The sequence below is a fragment of the Pseudoalteromonas lipolytica genome (genome assembly GCF_900116435.1).
Classification (GTDB): Bacteria; Pseudomonadota; Gammaproteobacteria; order Enterobacterales; family Alteromonadaceae; genus Pseudoalteromonas; species Pseudoalteromonas lipolytica.
In genome coordinates this window covers 172254-189058 of sequence record NZ_FPAZ01000007.1, presented here as the reverse complement: position 1 = coordinate 189058, position 16805 = coordinate 172254, and the positions used below count along the sequence as shown (strand labels likewise).

16 protein-coding genes are annotated in these 16805 nt (G+C 42.1%); 11 read left to right on the top strand and 5 right to left on the bottom strand.

The features are described 5' to 3' along the window. The first annotated feature begins 173 nt into the window (after positions 1-173). On the top strand, positions 174-1214 hold the full coding sequence (locus BM378_RS09240; protein WP_083422895.1) for a GGDEF domain-containing protein: 1041 nt from the start codon (positions 174-176) through the stop codon (positions 1212-1214). Positions 1215-1292: 78 nt separating this feature from the next. On the opposite strand, the gene BM378_RS09235 is transcribed toward BM378_RS09240, so the two are convergent. Next, positions 1293-1490: a CsbD family protein gene (locus BM378_RS09235; protein ID WP_036966535.1), complete on the bottom strand. Its 198-nt coding sequence runs from the start codon at positions 1488-1490 to the stop codon at positions 1293-1295. A gap of 237 nt (positions 1491-1727) precedes the next feature. Between BM378_RS09235 and hrpB the strand changes: the two genes are divergently transcribed. From hrpB to BM378_RS09195, 8 genes are all read left to right on the top strand, one after another. Then, entirely contained in the window at positions 1728-4148 is a 2421-nt protein-coding gene (gene hrpB / locus BM378_RS09230; RefSeq protein WP_074989064.1) for an ATP-dependent helicase HrpB, read from the top strand. 157 nt (positions 4149-4305) lie between these two features. Next, positions 4306-4743 (top strand): acyltransferase, encoded by a 438-nt coding sequence (locus tag BM378_RS09225; protein ID WP_074989063.1) that lies wholly within the window; start codon positions 4306-4308, stop codon positions 4741-4743. Positions 4744-4868: 125 nt separating this feature from the next. Beyond that, the gene (locus BM378_RS09220) at positions 4869-5336 is read left to right on the top strand and encodes a nuclear transport factor 2 family protein (RefSeq protein ID WP_074989041.1); all 468 of its coding nucleotides are present in this window, start codon (positions 4869-4871) and stop codon (positions 5334-5336) included. Between the two features lie 291 nt (positions 5337-5627). Next, complete coding sequence (gene betI, locus BM378_RS09215; protein ID WP_036966541.1) at positions 5628-6218, top strand: transcriptional regulator BetI; 591 nt, start codon at positions 5628-5630, stop codon at positions 6216-6218. 1 nt (position 6219) lies between these two features. After that, positions 6220-7683 (top strand): betaine-aldehyde dehydrogenase, encoded by a 1464-nt coding sequence (betB, locus tag BM378_RS09210; RefSeq protein WP_074989040.1) that lies wholly within the window; start codon positions 6220-6222, stop codon positions 7681-7683. Then, positions 7683-9353 (top strand): choline dehydrogenase, encoded by a 1671-nt coding sequence (gene betA, locus BM378_RS09205; protein WP_036966546.1) that lies wholly within the window; start codon positions 7683-7685, stop codon positions 9351-9353. The genes betB and betA overlap by 1 nt, the downstream gene beginning before the upstream one ends. A 130-nt stretch (positions 9354-9483) precedes the next feature. Further along, positions 9484-10701: a choline transporter gene (locus BM378_RS09200; RefSeq protein ID WP_036966549.1), complete on the top strand. Its 1218-nt coding sequence runs from the start codon at positions 9484-9486 to the stop codon at positions 10699-10701. Between the two features lie 11 nt (positions 10702-10712). After that, positions 10713-11420, top strand: coding sequence for a TorF family putative porin (locus BM378_RS09195; RefSeq protein ID WP_036966552.1), 708 nt, complete (start codon positions 10713-10715; stop codon positions 11418-11420). 61 nt (positions 11421-11481) lie between these two features. Here the strand turns inward: BM378_RS09195 and BM378_RS09190 are convergent, their stop codons facing one another. From BM378_RS09190 to BM378_RS09180, 3 genes are read right to left on the bottom strand one after another with little or no spacing between them, the layout of a single operon-like run. Next, positions 11482-11697, bottom strand: coding sequence for a hypothetical protein (locus tag BM378_RS09190; protein ID WP_036966555.1), 216 nt, complete (start codon positions 11695-11697; stop codon positions 11482-11484). Positions 11698-11746: 49 nt separating this feature from the next. Further along, complete coding sequence (locus BM378_RS09185) at positions 11747-12637, bottom strand: dienelactone hydrolase family protein (protein WP_036966557.1); 891 nt, start codon at positions 12635-12637, stop codon at positions 11747-11749. 48 nt (positions 12638-12685) lie between these two features. Continuing rightward, positions 12686-13837, bottom strand: coding sequence for a hypothetical protein (locus BM378_RS09180; RefSeq protein WP_051501726.1), 1152 nt, complete (start codon positions 13835-13837; stop codon positions 12686-12688). 126 nt (positions 13838-13963) lie between these two features. Here BM378_RS09180 and BM378_RS09175 point away from each other — a divergent pair, with 126 nt between their 5' ends. Further along, a complete protein-coding gene (locus BM378_RS09175) occupies positions 13964-14428 on the top strand; it encodes a MarR family winged helix-turn-helix transcriptional regulator (protein ID WP_036966560.1) in 465 nt (154 codons plus the stop codon). 86 nt (positions 14429-14514) lie between these two features. Beyond that, complete coding sequence (locus BM378_RS09170; RefSeq protein ID WP_036966563.1) at positions 14515-15264, top strand: RIO1 family regulatory kinase/ATPase domain-containing protein; 750 nt, start codon at positions 14515-14517, stop codon at positions 15262-15264. 33 nt (positions 15265-15297) lie between these two features. On the opposite strand, the gene BM378_RS09165 is transcribed toward BM378_RS09170, so the two are convergent. Continuing rightward, the gene (locus BM378_RS09165; RefSeq protein WP_036966567.1) at positions 15298-16710 is read right to left on the bottom strand and encodes a family 43 glycosylhydrolase; all 1413 of its coding nucleotides are present in this window, start codon (positions 16708-16710) and stop codon (positions 15298-15300) included. Positions 16711-16805: the final 95 nt, after the last annotated feature.

Genomic DNA, 16805 nt, shown 5'->3' with positions numbered 1-16805 from the left:
TTTTTGTTTTTATTTAAGGTAAATTGCATTTCTACCTCCGTTAAAACGCGCTTTAAAATCATACTTTCTTCCTTTTAATCAGCATTTAGCATGTGAAATGAGGCCAATATCCTTCAAATTTAAATATTTGTGTTAAAGTTATTAGTGTAAAGCAAGGAAATTAGGGTAAAGGTGTGATTGATTCAAGCAGCGCAAGTGACAAAGATAAAGCGCTATTTTTACGCGTATTTGCATTTATTGGTGCCATTACTTCTTTTGTAATGTCGGTTACAAGTTACCAAGATGGCTACATAACGCTCAGTTTTTTACTGGTTATTGGCGGCTTTGTTTTTGTATCGCCCTTTGTCCTTAAAAATCGCGACCGAACTATTGCTGTGTTAATGCTTTATGCCTTGTACTCGATGATGTGCTTTTTGATAGTGTCTGGTGGTAATAATGGAACTGGGCCTTTGTGGTTATTTATTGTATCGCCTGTTACCTTTTTTATACGAGGTTTAAAACGCGGCGCATTAGACTTAATCATACTGGCTATTGTGATTTCAGTGCTGTTTTACTTCACCGATAAGCTTGGGTATTACAGCTATCCGAATCATTATTTTACGACCCGTGTCATGCTGTGTTTTTCGATTCTTTGTATTCTTGGTGGTTTCTACGAGTATTACCGTAATAAGTACAGTCGAGAGCTTATTGAGCAACTAAAAATAAATCAAAAATTAGCCCGTATTGATGCCATGACCGATTTGTTTAATCGCCGTTATGCTACGGAATGCTTGCAAGATGCGCGTTTTAACGAAGGGGCTGTCTTTTTGTTGATTGATGTAGATAACTTTAAACAAGTGAATGACACCTATGGTCATCAAATTGGTGATGATGTGCTCACTTTCATTGCTTCAATCCTCAAAAGTGTGAGTAGCGAAGAAGACATTGTTGCTCGCTGGGGCGGAGAAGAGTTCCTTATTGTGACCCCGCAAGGACATGAGCGTAGAGCAAGACAATTAGCTGAAAACATTCACCAGCAATTGGCGCAACATGCATTTCAACAAGGGGTTCATAATTTTAAAGTGACGCTGAGCATAGGGCTTCATCAGCGGGCTTCTAACGAGAGCATTGATCACTGTTTAAGTGTGGCAGATAAGTGTTTATACCTTGCTAAATCACACGGTAAAAACCAAACCGTTGCTGAGCTAGATAGTGAAACACATTCACCTGCTTAGGTAATAAAAAACCGCCAAAATGAAGTGACCCCCAATAGTTGGACATTCCAATTACTGGGGGTCTTTTTATGTGCAAAATTAGTGACTATTTTCAAAGTCACTAACTTCGCTCTCAGCTTCTTCTTTCGATTTGCCGTATTTTTGTTGGATTTTACCAACAAGCTCTTTACGGCTACCTTCAATTTTATCTAAATCGCCATCGGTAAGTTCACCCCATTTACGTTGTGCTTTACCTTTTAACTCTTTCCAATTGCCTTCTAAACGATCGCTGTTCATCATAATCTCCTTACTTTGTTAAACATTCACTTTAATAAGAGCAATCGTTATGCCATTCATGGTTTATATATAACCAACTGAATTACATCGTTTTTATTATTATGATTAGACATAGAGTGTTACATGCCTGCAATTTGTACTGGGTTTTAAGGAAAACCTTGTAATTCTTTCATTCAATGAGAGGCTGTTCATCGTTTTTTGATACAATGGGCAAAAAGAAAGTAAGAGATGCCAGACGTGCTGCCAGTTGAAGATATTTATCAATCCCTGCTAACAACAATAAAAAATAACCCTATGGCCTTATTACAAGCACCACCGGGCGCAGGTAAATCAACATGGCTGCCACTCACATTAATGCGTGAAGGGCACTTTAAACACATTGTCATGTTAGAGCCAAGACGTCTGGCTGCACGTAATATTGCCCAGTATTTGGCGAGCCAACAAAACGAAAAAGTCGGTGAAAGTGTCGGTTTGCGTATTCGAGGGGAGTCAAAAGTGAGCCCCGCCACTCGGCTTGAGATTGTCACCGAAGGTATGCTGACCCGTATGCTGCAAAACGATCCTGAGCTAAGTGGCGTTGATTTACTTATTTTTGATGAGTTTCATGAGCGTTCAATTGCTGCAGATACCGCGCTTGCCTTTGCCCTTGAAACGCAAGCGGCATTGAGAGACGACTTAACAATATTACTGATGTCGGCCACCTTAGACGGTGAGCGGTACAGTGAGTTTTTTGACTGCCCAATAATATCCTCTGAAGGGCGAAGTTACCCGATTGATGAAGTGTATATTCCACTCAAAGACGAAAGCCGATGGCTCGATGATATACCCGCAATTATTAAACAAGCGCTCAATGAGCAAGCTGGCAGCGCATTAGTTTTTTTACCCGGACAGCGCGAAATATTACGGGTGCAGCAAGCACTAAGCGACCTTGCAGATCAGTGCGAGGTGTTTACTTTATTTGGTGAACAAAACAAAGCAGAACAACAAGCTGCAATCGCCCCTGCAACGAAAGGGAAGCGTAAAGTTGTGTTGACCACCAATGTAGCTGAAACCAGTTTAACCATCGAAGGTATACGTATTGTAATTGACAGTGGTAAGCGCCGTGCAGCCAGCTTTAATTTAAAAACCGGTGTTACAGAGCTTATAACGCAAAATATTTCGCGCTCATCGGCGGTGCAGCGAGCCGGTCGCGCAGGGCGTATTGAACCGGGCGTGGTGTATCGCTTAGGGAGTAAGCAAACCTTTGAGCGTCGCAATAATCACGACGCACCAGACATTCTCACCAGTGATATTAGCCAGTTATTACTTGAGGCAAAGCAATGGGGCGCTTCACTTGAAGAGCTAAGCCTGCTTGATGTACCAAGCAAGCAACAAATTAAGCAAGCAACAGCGCTGTTGAAAATGCTGGAAGCCATAGATGAAAATGACAAGCTGACACCGCTTGGCAGTCAAATGCTCAGCTTTGGTGCCGATATTCGGTTGTCACATATGCTGATTAAAGCACAAAAATTACAAGTAACGATGCCAGGTATATATGAGCTAGCGGCGTATTTAATCGCCTTACTCGAAAGCCGCATAACGATGCCTGCAGATCTTAATTTGGCGCTGCATAGCCAGCATACAAAGCCGCATCCCGTGTTTAAACAGCAATTAAACTATTGGTTATCACGTTTGCAATTGAAAGCAGCCTTTGAGCTTAAAACGCAATACCTTGCCTTGCTGGTGGCGTTTGCATTTCCTGATCGATTGGCGAAAAAACGCGGTAATGGTTACTTACTTGCCAATGGCGCAGGTGCTGATTTAAGTGAAGAGTTTTGGCATAACGATGACTACATTGCCATTGCCAGCATGGGCGGCCATAAAGGGAGTCGCGTATTTGCTGGCGTGGCGTTTGTGCCCAGTGAACTTGAAGATGAACTCGGCCATTTATTCACATCGCAGACGCGATGTGAATACGACGAAAAAACAGGACGTTTCATCCATCAAGATGAAGTAAAACTAGGGGCTATCACAGTATCAAGTCAGCCAAGTAAACAGCCGCTTGATAAAGCTCAGCGCACTCAGGCGTGGTTAAACTTATTTAGCAAGCATGGTTTTCAGTTATTTAATGAGCAAACTGACAATGAACAGTTACTCACTCGTATGAGTTTGGCAAGCACGCTGTTGCCAGAGTCATTCCCGACCATTAATCGAGATGAACTACGTGCACATAGCCAATGGTTAGCGCCTTACCTGAGTGATATTAAAAATCTTGAGCAGTTAAAAAAGTTTAATTACGGCGAAGCACTAAAAAATTGTTTTGATTGGCAACAACAAAGTGCATTAAATGAGTTACTGCCATTGCGTTTAACTGTGCCAAGTGGCTCTAATGTAAGAATTACCTACCAGCTCGATGGCCCTGCAAAGCTGAGTGTGCGTATGCAAGAAGTGTATGGCATGACCAGCACACCTTTGCTTGCACAAGGTAAGTTACCGTTATTAATGGAGCTTTTATCACCTGCAAAACGGCCTCTGCAGCTTACTCAAGATTTAGCGAATTTTTGGCAAACCAGTTACCGCGACGTACAAAAAGAGATGAAAGGGCGTTACCCAAAACACTTTTGGCCAGACAACCCAGCCACGAGCCAAGCAACAAATAAAGTAAAAAGTAAAATGTAAAGTAAATAGCAAGCCAAGCGAGTAGCCGGGCTTTATAGTGACCCATCTAATTAAGTTTGCCACGGTCATAACCCGTTACAATTTCCTGCATTGTATAGGTTTCGTTTTTACTGTCTCTTTAGTAGTCTGATAAGGTCAATAGCAAAAGAGAATGCCAGTGTCTACGCCTATAACCCTTGCTCAATACGTTAAAAAACGCACCGGTGTGCCGCTGGGGCATAAAGACTCGATGCGTAATATGCTGAGTCGTTCGTTAGGTGCAAGTTCGTTTTATTTATTTTGGCGTTATTGGAATCCCATTTGGAGCTACTACTTATCGCGCTACGTGATGAAACCCAGTAATGAGGTGCTGCCAGTTTGGTGTGCTGTACTGGTAACCTTTGCCGTTAGCGGCGCTTTACATGATTTAGTGGTGAGTATAGTAAAGTTAAAACCGGTGTTCTTTTTTACTCCCTGGTTTAGTGTCATGGCTGTGGTGGTGCTTATTACTCAATTTAGTCAATTACAGTTTAGCTTTGCCCCCTGGTGGGTAAGGGCGCTCGCCAACATCAGTTTTATCGTGCTGAGCTATTGGTTGACGAGCTTACTGTTTTAAATGCTTTAAATATAATGTGGTTATTTTAATACTCAGCCGCAGTGTCTTTACTAAGTAATTGCTAATTACAGTCTTTGTCGTTATTTTAGGTTTAAGATTAATAGAATAACGAACAAGGAATAACAATGAAGCATCTTTATTTTTTAGCTATTTGCCTGCTTAGCGCATTTAGCAGCCAAGCAAAGCAAGCTAACCCGGAGCTCGCAGTGCTGGCACAGCAATACTTTAATACCATGGTCGCAACGCAAGCGCCTAACGCCACTAAAAAAGAATTAGAGGCCTTTTTAGCTTTATTAACAGACGATGTAGCAAACCAACATTTACCTTATCAAACTGATGATTCAAGAGAGCCAGATGGTAAAGCGATGATGCGCAAAGGGATGACTTTTTACCTTGGTGCACACACTGAATATCAAGCCAACTTACTAGATACCTTCATTTTTAATGACTCAGCCATTGCGTTGCGTTACACCCATCACGCAAAAGGTATCCACCCGCAAAATCAGCAAGCCATTGAGTACACGCAAACCATCATGGATGTACTCGAAATAGAAAATGGCAAGATAGCCGTTATTCGAAAATACCATGAATGATCTTAGCTGTACTTTTAACGTATCGTGAGCGCTTGAATAAGCGCTTTTTTAAAAAAACAGCCCGCAAAAAATAACCTCCGTTTCCTACTTATTTGCCTAAATTCATACTTTTTAGACTTTATTTTGCATAAATTTAAAACTTTTTTATATCTCGAATAATAAACTGAATAACAGAGGCTTAGCTAAACTTTAGTGGGTCGGTTTTCGGGTGTTTACAATTTGTCAACCTTGAATTGGCAAATTGATTACCTTACCATTTATTTTAATTGAACGTTCAATCAATAAAAAATTATGCCGAAAGTTGGAATGGAACCTGTTCGCCGTCAGCAGTTAATTGACGCCACAATTGAGTCGGTTGCAGAGCTTGGTTTGCAAGGCACCACCATAAATAGCATTAGTAAAAAGGCCGGCTTATCGTCGGGCATTATCAGTCATTATTTTGGTGGTAAGCAGGGCTTGATTGAAGCCACTGTGCGTTATTTATTGTCGAGCTTAAAGAGTGCTTTATTGAATCGAGTAACGCAACAAACCAGCCCTGAGCAACGACTGATGTTTATCGTTGAAGCAAACTTTTCGCGTACTCAGCAGCAAAGCAATAACACCAAAACCTGGTTGAGCTTTTGGGCGCATTCAATGCACGACGCTCAATTGCATCGCTTACAAAACGTTAATAGTAAACGTTTGTTTAGTAATTTATTGAGCTCATTCAAACAGTTAATGAGCGATAGCGATGCTAATTTAGCTGCTGAGTTAAGTGCAGCCATGATCGATGGTTTATGGTTAAGAGCCGTATTAAGTAAGTCAGACCAAGATCAATTTGAACATTGTGAGCAATTAGTAAAAGACTACATTCGTTCACTAATAAAACAGTATGGAGCCTAAAATGACCACACCTGTTTACGAAAATTTTATAAATGGCCACTTTTTGAAGAATCAAAGTGGCGATACCTTTGCGGTAAAGAACCCAGCGACAGACGAGGTGATTTATCACGTTGAAGTGGCCGATGAGTTTATTCAAAACGCCGCTATTGAAAGTGCGAAGCAAGGCTTTGCTGCTTGGTCTGCAATGACCCCGATTGAGCGTAGTCGCATTTTATTAAAAGCGGTGTCTATTTTGCGTGAACGTAATGATGAACTAGCAAAAGTTGAAGTGCTTGATACGGGTAAACCATGGCAAGAAGCTGAGTGTGTTGATGTAGAAACTGGCGCAGACGTGATTGAGTATTTTGCTGGCCTTGCGCCTGCTCAAGTAGGTCAGCAGCAAATGGTCGGTAATGACTTTTATTACACGCGTAAAGAACCTTTAGGTATTTGTGCGGGCATTGGCGCATGGAACTACCCACTGCAAATTGCGTGTTGGAAATCAGGCCCCGCACTCGCTGCAGGTAATGCGGTGATTTTTAAACCATCAGAAGAAACCCCACTGGGTGCCATTAAACTTGCTGAAATATTTATCGAAGCAGGTGTACCAGCAGGTGTATTCAACGTTGTACAAGGGGCTGGTGAAGTAGGTCAATGGCTAACAGCAAACCCAGACATCGAAAAAGTGTCGTTTACGGGTGAAGTAGGCACAGGTAAAAAAGTGATGGCAAGTGCTGCGGGTTCACTAAAAGACTTGACCATGGAGCTTGGCGGTAAGTCACCGCTGTTAGTGTTTGATGATGCCGATGTTTCACAAGCGGTAAGTGCCGCAATGCTAGGTAACTTTTATACTCAAGGCGAAGTTTGTACTAACTGTACACGAATTTATGTGCACAAAAATGTGTATCAGCAGTTTATTGATGAGCTGAAAACACGCACTGAGCAAAATATTATTGCTGGCGACCCAATGGATCCTGAGGTGAATTTAGGGGCGCTGATCTCTAAAAAACACCAAGAGTTGGTGCTTAGCTATATCGATAAAGGTATTTCAGAAGGGGCGACGTTATTAACCGGTGGTAAGGCTTTATCACCTGCCTCAGCACCGAACGGCTATTTTGTAGAACCGACCATTTTCGTTGATTGTAAAGACGACATGACCATTGTTAAAGAAGAAATCTTTGGTCCGGTAATGAGCGTATTAGTCTTTGATGACGAAGACGATGTGATTCGCCGTGCGAACGATACTCACCTCGGTTTAGCTGCGGGCGTGTTTACGAAAGATATCCAACGTGCCCACCGTGTTATTCACCAATTACAAGCGGGTATTTGTTGGATTAATAGCTATGGTAACTCACCAGCAGAAATGCCTGTAGGCGGTTATAAGCAATCGGGAATTGGTCGCGAAAACGGCATTGAAACACTTGATCACTACACCCAAACAAAATCGATTTACGTGGGTATGAGCAATATAGAGAGTCCATTTTAATGAGTACACAGAACTATGATTACATCATAGTCGGTGCAGGCTCAGCAGGCTGCGTGTTGGCTAACCGACTATCAGCAGACCCTTCAAACAAGGTGTTATTACTTGAAACGGGTGGTAGCGATAAAAGCATCTTTATTAAGATGCCTACAGCGCTGTCAATTCCAATGAATACTGATAAATATGCATGGCAGTTTCACACTGAGCCAGAGCCTTATTTAGATAACCGCCAAATGCACTGTCCTCGCGGGAAAGTACTAGGTGGTTCGTCATCTATTAACGGCATGGTGTATGTCCGAGGCCATGCAAAAGATTTTGATGAGTGGCAGCAGCATGGCGCTGAAGGTTGGGATTACCAAGCCTGTTTGCCTTACTTTAAACGCGCTGAATCGTTTTATTTAGGGGGAGATAGTTACCGTGGTGATAACGGCCCATTAGGGGTTAATAACGGTAATGAAATGGCGAACCCTTTATACAAAGCGTTTATCAAAGCGGGCCAACAAGCAGGGTATGCTCACACCGATGATTATAACGGTGCACAGCAAGAAGGTTTTGGGCCAATGCACATGACTGTGAAAAATGGTGTGCGCAGTTCGGCAAGTCGTGAGTATTTAGACCCCGTTAAGTCACGTAAAAACTTAACCGTGGTAACCGGCGCATTAGCTGAAAAAGTATTGCTTGAAGGTAAAAAAGCAACCGGTGTTGAATTTTCTTTATCGGGTACTAAACAGCAAGCGTTTGCCACAAAAGACGTTATTTTAAGTGCCGGTCCAATTGGCTCGCCGCATATTCTTCAGTTGTCTGGCATTGGCGATAAAGAGGCACTCGCTAAAGCGGGTGTAGAGGTTAAACACCACTTACCAGGTGTGGGCAAAAACTTACAAGATCATTTGGAGTTTTACTTTCAATATAAGTGTAAGCAGCCAATTACTTTAAATGGCAAGTTAGGGCTTATTTCGAAAGGACTCATTGGTGCGCGTTGGTTATTAAACCGCTCAGGTTTAGGGGCGACGAACCACTTTGAATCGTGTGCGTTTATTCGCTCAAAACCCGGTGTCGAATGGCCAGATATTCAATATCACTTTTTACCAGCAGCGATTCGCTACGATGGTAAAAGTGCCTTTGATGGGCATGGCTTCCAAGTGCATGTTGGTCATAACAAACCTAAAAGCCGTGGTGAGGTGACGATTAAGTCGGCTGATCCTAGGGTTGCACCTAAAATACAATTTAATTATTTACAACACAAAGATGACATTGAAGGCTTTAGAGCTTGTGTTCGATTAACCCGTGAAATCATTGAACAAAACGCTTTTGACGCGTATCGCGATGATGAAATTCAACCGGGTAAAAATGTGCAAAGCGACGAAGAAATCGATGCATTTGTTCGTCAAGCGGTCGAAAGTGCTTATCATCCTTCGTGTTCGTGCAAGATGGGTGAAGACGAGATGGCAGTCGTTAACTCGCAAACTCAAGTACACGGCATTGAAGGTTTAAGGGTTGTAGATTCGTCTATCTTCCCAACCGTTCCAAACGGAAATTTAAATGCGCCTACCATTATGGTGGCAGAAAAAGCGGCAGATCTAATTTTAGGTAAGCCTTTATTAACGGCATCAAGCGCAGATGTTGCTATGGAAAAACAATGGCAATCAACGCAGCGTAGTTCGGAGATTTAATAAGGCCACCCGCAGTGTCGGCTGTGGGGCTTGCAGTGGCGCGCATCATAAGTTGTTTGTGATGCGTTAATGCGAGGGAAAAAAATGGGAGAAACAATGAAGTATTATTACTTATTTTGGGGGGGTAACTATGACCTTATGGCTTAGTGCTGGCATCATTTTTACCCTATTAGCAATTGCGGTTATTTTATTTAAATGGGGTACTGTAAGGTGTGTAGGTGTCACACCGGTGAGAACATTTACGTTCATAGCAATTTTATTTACATCAGGCCTAGACGTTGGCTTGATTATGTTTCCACTGACAGAGTTTGCAGGTTATGCAGACATAAAAGCAAGCCCAGAGTATGCGTTTGCCAATCCATTAGCCATTGAGTTTGGTTTTTGGGGCTTCTTGATCTGGGGATTTTATTTCCTTACGTGCTTTTATTTCTGTGTAATAGAACCCAAAGTGAAGTTTTTTGAAATCGCTTGGGTAAAACTAATTAATAACATCGTTATTATTGGTACATGCGCATTTACTGCATTTTTACTACTGTCGAACTTACCGTGGTATTTACCTTCATTAGGTGATGGTGAGTCAATTATTCCGACTTTCTACTTACTGGTGTTTGCAGCAATCTGTTTTGCGGTGTACTCAAGTACTGACATTAAATATGTCCGCTTTTTAAGTATTTCTACAACGTGGTTATTTATCGCATTAATTGCGTTTATGTGGGTCGGTGCATTTGTTGGCTCAGAAGCGCAAACATCTGCGTTTGTCGATAACTTAACCCTCATAGGTGGCTATTTTGGCAACATCGATGAGTTTGTATTACCCCTAAATGATTACCATGCTTTTTATCTATTTTGGTGGTTTGCGTGGAGCATAATGATTGGTCAATTTACGTCGCGTTTTGTGGGCGGGTTAAAAACTTATCACGTGCTGGCAGCCATGTTAATTTTTCCGTCTATTCCTATTGCTATTTGGTTTAGTGTTTTATACCAGTACCACGAAGCGGGTATTGCCACTGCGGGCCTTAAAAACATAGCGATGGTATTTGTTGGTGTGGTGTTTGTGATTAACTCACTCGATTCTTTGATCCGTTTATACACAGATAATCTAAACTTAACGGTGAAGCGTTTAGGCAAACTTAATTATATTGCCTTAAATGTGGTTGCGCTTTCATTACTGACTCTGCTGTTTAAGTTCGACTTTTTACAGATCCAATGGGTTGGTGCGTTAGTTATCGCGTTATTTTTCGGCTGCGCCGTGTTTATTGGCTACAGCAAATATAAAACCGTGAAAAACATCGAAGGCTCGCCTAAAGACAACAAATTAGATTTTACAAAAATAGAAACAGTTAGCTAAGGGAAACCAACATGACAACAAGACAAACAGTATTAGCAACAGCGTTGCCATTGGCACTACTTTCGACATCAGCGATGGCTGACTTATCTACCACCGTTACACTTGCATCTGACTATACCTTTAACGGTGTTAGTCAAACGATGAACGACCCTGCCATTCAGGGCAGCCTAGATTATGCCTTTGCAGATTCAGGCATGTATGTCGGTACGTGGGCCTCAAATGTTGATTTTGGTGAAGGCACTGACATTGAATGGGATGCTTACTTAGGTCATTTTGTTGAGCTCAATGAGGCCCTCAGTGTTGATTATGGTATTGCATATTACTCGTACCACGGTGAAGATTATTCTAGCGATGGTAACTACTTTGAAACCTACGCTAAATTTGGTTATACCAACAGCTTAGGTTTCACAGAGTTGAACTTTTGGTATGCATGGGATTATTTTGGTACCGATGCAGGCCATGTGATTTCTATGATTGCCCACACGGTTGAAATTGCGCCGAATCATGCGATACGCGCAAGCTTTGATATTTCTAACTCGTTAGATGGTAATAAATTTGCGTGGGATGGCAACGATAAATCTTATAACCATTATCGTTTGGCGTACCAAACTAGTTTTGCAGGTTTTGACTTTGAGCTTGCAGGTGAAAACACCAGTCTAGACTGGGATACTGCCGATGAGCGTATCGTCGCGTCTATTTCGCGCAGTTTTGATCTGTAAAAAGAAACCCTCTATTTATCAAAACGGCTAACCTAGGTTAGCCGTTTTTTAATGCTGAAAATTAAAACTCTATGCCTTCGTGTTGCATGGCCAAGTCATCAAGCTCGGCTAAGGTATAATCAAACCCTGAGTTATCCGCTTCATAGCGAATCTTCACGCCAAAACCGCCTTGGCATAGGCTGGCTTTAACATTAGCCACAGACCAGTGTCTGAGTTTATTTAAAAAGCGGTTAGCGGTTTGTTGAGAGTCAAAGCGATAACGAACCTCTGATTCCATGTACTTATTAGCCTTTAAATTTTTTCGAGAGTGTATGTAATTGCTCCGCTTAAATCAATTGCTCGTTAAAAAATGCGAGTGTGCGTTGCCAAGAAAGCTCTGCCTGCTTTTCATCATAGCGTGATGTTGAATCGTTATGAAAACCATGGTTTGCCTTCTCGTACATATGCATCGTGTAGGGGACTTGGTGAGCTTTTAAATCAGCCTCATAATCTGGCCAAGTCTCATTCACACGTGTATCGAATTCAGCTAAATGTACCAATAACGGTGCTTTGATGTTTTTTCTAAGCTCTTTAACCGCGGGAGTACCATAGTAAGGCACGCCTGCATTAATTAACGTGCTATCGACGGCGGCTAAGTAATTCACCATATAACCCCCAAAGCAAAAGCCCACAGCGCCAAGTTTGCCATTGCTGTTTGGGTGTTGTTTTAAGTACTCTGCTGCGGCGACAAAGTCTTGCTGAATTTTTTCTTTATCCATTGAACGCTGCATTGCGCGGCCTTCATCATCGTTACCAGGGTAGCCACCTAACGGGTGCAACGCATCTGGGGCAAACGCAATAAATCCTGCTTTGGCAAGGCGGCGAGCGACATCTTTAATATAAGGATTAAGCCCACGATTTTCGTGAATAACGAGTACAATAGGGCGCTTAGAGGTTAAATTTGTCGGTTCGACTAAATAGCCTTTACCCTCGCCATGCCCTTTAAAGGAGTCGAAGGTTTTATAGCTGGCTTTTATGTCTGGGTCGTTAAAGGATACTTGCTCTGCTAAGGCGTAATTAGGCAGTAGAGCACTACTTAATACTGCCATCGAATAACCAAGAGCAACAAGACCACCGAGTTTTTTCATAAAAGTACGACGGTCTATCAAGCCATGGGCATATTCGTCGTACCAATCGAAGGCTTCTTGGGGAATGTGGTTGTGGCGTTGCTCAGTCATAGTTATATCCTTTAAAAATGAATTCAGTTTATAACTTTAGACTAATTATCAGTGATTAAAAGCCTGTTCTTTTGTTTGCTTTATGACATCGATAAAACGGCGCTGCCAAATAGCGTTGAATGCTTTATTGAACAAGTATAAGAATATTAAAGGCATTAATAGCAGCTTTAAAATAAGCAACGACAAAATATTTAAAAAGTCGATAAACAAGTCTTCAACGGTGGCCACCATATTACTAATGCCCGAGGTGACGGTGTCGATAATTTTACTCACTTGTGATGATGAATCGTGGTTAAGCGACGCATTCAGGGTATCAAGTTGCTCGTTTAAGGCGTCTTTTTCTTGATTAAGCGCCATTTGTTGTTCAAGCACAGCATTAAACTTGCCGGTGAGTTGCTGCTTTTGATCGAGTAATGGTTTTGCTTTGGCTAGTTCTTTAAAAGTGATTACCTCAGATAAACTGCGAGTGGCTTGAATCGCTTCTATTTTTTTGTCGAGTTCAGCCATTTGTAGTTTGAGCTCGGTCGCTTGCTGGTGGTTTTTAATTTGTTGATCATTAAGTAACGATAGCTTGTCGAAAAGGGTCTGTTTTTGACTGTCTACTTCGGCTTTTAGCTTTGCTGACAGTGCCGACGTTGTGCTGGCATTATTATTTACGGTAGCCACTTTTTCGCTGACTTGTTCACTTTGTTGGTTTATTTGCTCGTCTAAAAATACTTGGCTTACCAACCCCGTCGTTAGCACCACCGCAGGAACTAAAAAGCGAATAAGGATCAGGCTCGCCATTAATTTATGGCGAAGCGTTGGGTAAAAATCACGCCACTCACAAATAAGGTATGCAATTACTGATACTGTAAAAACACTGCTAAATATGACGCCGGATGAAATCGTGTATAAAATTCGCTGTAAAAATAGTGAGCCAATGGCAAGACGCATCGCATCCGACATGTACTCCGCTAAATCGTTGACGGGGTCAAGTAGCTGAGCTGGTTGAATACTGGCTATACCAATACCGACTTCGGCGGATTGTAATAAAGAAATTGCTGCATTGACGGTACGTGAAGACGCATACACAAGAGTCGATTGCAGCAGGGCGCTGTCAATAAAGCTCATAATATACTGTTGAAACTGTTCTAACCAACACAGTAGTAACAGTACTATGAGGCTTAAATACTTGATAATATGTTGTTTACTTAGCATAACGCCCTCTGAAATTTGTACGCTTACCTACGCTACACTAATCATAGGCGTTGAAGCAATGAACTCAGATTGAATTATTTTAGTGGTTAACGGTCTATGAATGACGATTAACTGCGGTGAGGAACTATGAAAGAACCTGTATCTATTGGGCAATGCCGTATTGAAGACTTAGATCCCGTTCAAGATCTCGGGCGATTGGTGTCGTATTTGCGCTCTAATTTAGTGACTCACCTAGACTGTGCTCTAAAAAGTAAAGAACTGACTTCGGCACAATACATTGTGGTGGTACTGCTTGCTCGAGGAAAAGTAACAACGTTGGCTGAACTGTGCGAGCACATGGTGTATGACCGTGGTGCCATGAGTCGCCTATTAAGCCGTTTAGAAGATAAAGGGTTAGTGGCTAAACAGCAGTCAATAGAAGATCGCCGTTCAACCATTTTATGCCTTACAGAAAAGGGCAAACAGCTTTATCCTGAGATACTGCCCACCGTTAATGATATTTACCGTGAGGCACTAGCGGGCTTTTCTGAGGATGAGAAAAACCAACTTGCCAGCTTACTCTTTAGAGCGATTCATAATTTAAAAGCATAAATTTCTCTAAGCGGTACATTGTCGCTGCCGTGTCGTTTTGATAATATAGTTGCCTAGGCATTTAATTTAATAAATACCGGGTTGTTATGTTTGAATCATCGTTACTCGCTCAGCTTCAAGCTCAGTTTCCATCACATCAATTTAGTCGTGAAGGCTTGTCTGTATTGCACACAGGGCGCTTTGCCAATGCAATTGTGTATCGTTATAAAGACGCACAACACGATTTAATCATTAAAGATTTTCAGCATAGCCCGTGGTGGGTTAGAAAAACCATTGCTCCACTGTTTATAAATCAAGAGTACAAGGGATTGTCACGGCTTAAAGGTGTTGACGGTGTGGTAGACCACTTTTGTCGTTTATCGCCTATTGCCATTGCCTATGATTTTATTGAAGGTACACCACTAAGGGAGCTTGCATTGCAACAGCAGCAATTACCGCGCGACTTTTTTAAAGAGTTTGAGCGTTTAGTCGCAAAAATGCATCGCCACGGTGTGGTGCACTTAGACCTGCGTAATCTGGGTAATGTGATTTGTTCACAAGATGGTAAGCCTTATATCATTGATTTTCAGTCGGCAATTCGGTTTGCTCGTTTTCCACGTTGGTTGCAGCGCTTTATGCGAGGGGCTGATATGAGTGGGGTTTATAAAGCATGGCAAAAACTAGCAAACGACTCATTACCGCAAGCAAAAGCGGCGTATTTGCATGACTTTAATCATGTTCGTAAACGCTGGATTTTTAAAGGATACCCGTTACAGCGAGCATATGTGTGGGGCAGTGGCGTTGTCACACAAATTTTAAACTCTGACTTTATTCGCAGTATTTTTGAAAGGTTCTAAAAAGCGCGTTTGCACGCGCTTCATGAAAGAAAACTAGTATTTAGGCCACCCATTCGCATCCCAATTAAGTGTGCTAATAAGCAGCTTTGGTCTGCCATTGTCACCCGCATCATATGCATGGCGCACAATCACATCGGTATTAAGGATATCTTGTCCACCTGGACCGACCCACTGGCTGTTACCTGCATCAAGGATACTACCGCCCCCTGATAGCATGTTGTTGCCATTTTTATCAAGGTAAGGGCCACGGATATCAGTTGAACGACCGTATGCAATTCGATAGGTACTGTTAGTGCCTTCACAACACTTACCCATAGAAACGAATAAGTAGTAGTAACCTTGGCGATAGATAATAGTAGGGGCTTCAATACCACCAGAGCGACTCGCTAATGAGTAAATTTCGCCAAAGGGTTTCATGGTCATTGGGTTAATGCGCGTAAGCTTGATCCCTGAATTCCATGAGCCAAATGTAAGCCAAGGCGCACCATCTTTAGCCACGATTAAATCGGGATCAATCGCGTTGTAATTATTGCTATTTGTGGTGTTGATCACTAAGCCATCATCACGCCAATTGCCTGCGGCCACGCTACTGGCTGATGCTAAACCGATGGCACTGACTCGTGAACCAAATGTCGAAATAGCGTAGTATAACCAGCTGCGATTATTGTAACGTTTTAATTCAGGCGCCCACACATCTATTCCATCATGATCAGGTACATAGTTGCCCCACCAAGCAAGTCCGTTTGGAAAAACAGGTAAAGCATCATTCCAATCTACGCCATCACTTGAGTATTTGCCGTAAATACCGGGACCTGTTTGAAAAATCCACCATGTGCCATTTTCGTAACCAATCGTCGGATCATGGGTCACTAAACTGCCTGTTAATGGCCAGTGATTGGCTGCACCATTGGTGGTCGATGGGTCAAAAGGAGTGGATTCTACATTGGCGAGTTTAGTAAGTTGCCATTGCTGAGCATCACTGCCGTTGTAACTCCACTGACTAATATTCGCGCCATCATTACCATTAAATTCATATAAGTCGAGTGCTTTACCGCTGTGATCATTGATAAAGCTATAATAGCCGCTGCCTTCTTCATTGATTTGCCAGTGCTGACTGGCAATGTTTGCATACTCATATTGTACAACGTTGCCTCCATCGTCAGTCGAGAAATCAAATACTTCGAGAGCTTTACCACTGTTCAAGTTAATGACCGAATAATTACTGCCGCCAATGTTGGTAATTAGCCAGCGCTGTGTATCGTGGTTCGTATTCCCCCATTGACTCACGTTTGCGCCATCATTGGTTTGGGCGTTAGCAACTTCGACAAGTTTTTCACTGTATTTCGATTTAATCGTATAGACGCCGTTATCAATGGCATAGGCACTCGGTAACAGCAAACTGGCGGCTAATCCGATAACGCCGACTGTATTTTTAGAAAGTATCATTGTGTCTCCAAATCATTGTTTTTGAGCTTTCCTTGGTGTGTTCTGATCCTTGGATTAGTTTGAAGAAATCAAACTATTTATAATACTTTATTATA

Excerpts from the sequence above, each read along its gene's own strand:
- BM378_RS09235 (WP_036966535.1), bottom strand. The coding sequence starts at position 1,490 with ATGAACAGCGATCGTTTAGAAGGCAATTGGAAAGAGTTAAAAGGTAAA.
- BM378_RS09220 (WP_074989041.1), top strand. The coding sequence starts at position 4,869 with ATGAAGCATCTTTATTTTTTAGCTATTTGCCTGCTTAGCGCATTTAGC.
- betI (WP_036966541.1), top strand. The coding sequence starts at position 5,628 with ATGCCGAAAGTTGGAATGGAACCTGTTCGCCGTCAGCAGTTAATTGAC.
- betB (WP_074989040.1), top strand. The coding sequence starts at position 6,220 with ATGACCACACCTGTTTACGAAAATTTTATAAATGGCCACTTTTTGAAG.
- betA (WP_036966546.1), top strand. The coding sequence starts at position 7,683 with ATGAGTACACAGAACTATGATTACATCATAGTCGGTGCAGGCTCAGCA.
- BM378_RS09200 (WP_036966549.1), top strand. The coding sequence starts at position 9,484 with ATGACCTTATGGCTTAGTGCTGGCATCATTTTTACCCTATTAGCAATT.
- BM378_RS09195 (WP_036966552.1), top strand. The coding sequence starts at position 10,713 with ATGACAACAAGACAAACAGTATTAGCAACAGCGTTGCCATTGGCACTA.
- BM378_RS09190 (WP_036966555.1), bottom strand. The coding sequence starts at position 11,697 with ATGGAATCAGAGGTTCGTTATCGCTTTGACTCTCAACAAACCGCTAAC.
- BM378_RS09185 (WP_036966557.1), bottom strand. The coding sequence starts at position 12,637 with ATGACTGAGCAACGCCACAACCACATTCCCCAAGAAGCCTTCGATTGG.
- BM378_RS09180 (WP_051501726.1), bottom strand. The coding sequence starts at position 13,837 with ATGCTAAGTAAACAACATATTATCAAGTATTTAAGCCTCATAGTACTG.
- BM378_RS09175 (WP_036966560.1), top strand. The coding sequence starts at position 13,964 with ATGAAAGAACCTGTATCTATTGGGCAATGCCGTATTGAAGACTTAGAT.
- BM378_RS09170 (WP_036966563.1), top strand. The coding sequence starts at position 14,515 with ATGTTTGAATCATCGTTACTCGCTCAGCTTCAAGCTCAGTTTCCATCA.
- BM378_RS09165 (WP_036966567.1), bottom strand. The coding sequence starts at position 16,710 with ATGATACTTTCTAAAAATACAGTCGGCGTTATCGGATTAGCCGCCAGT.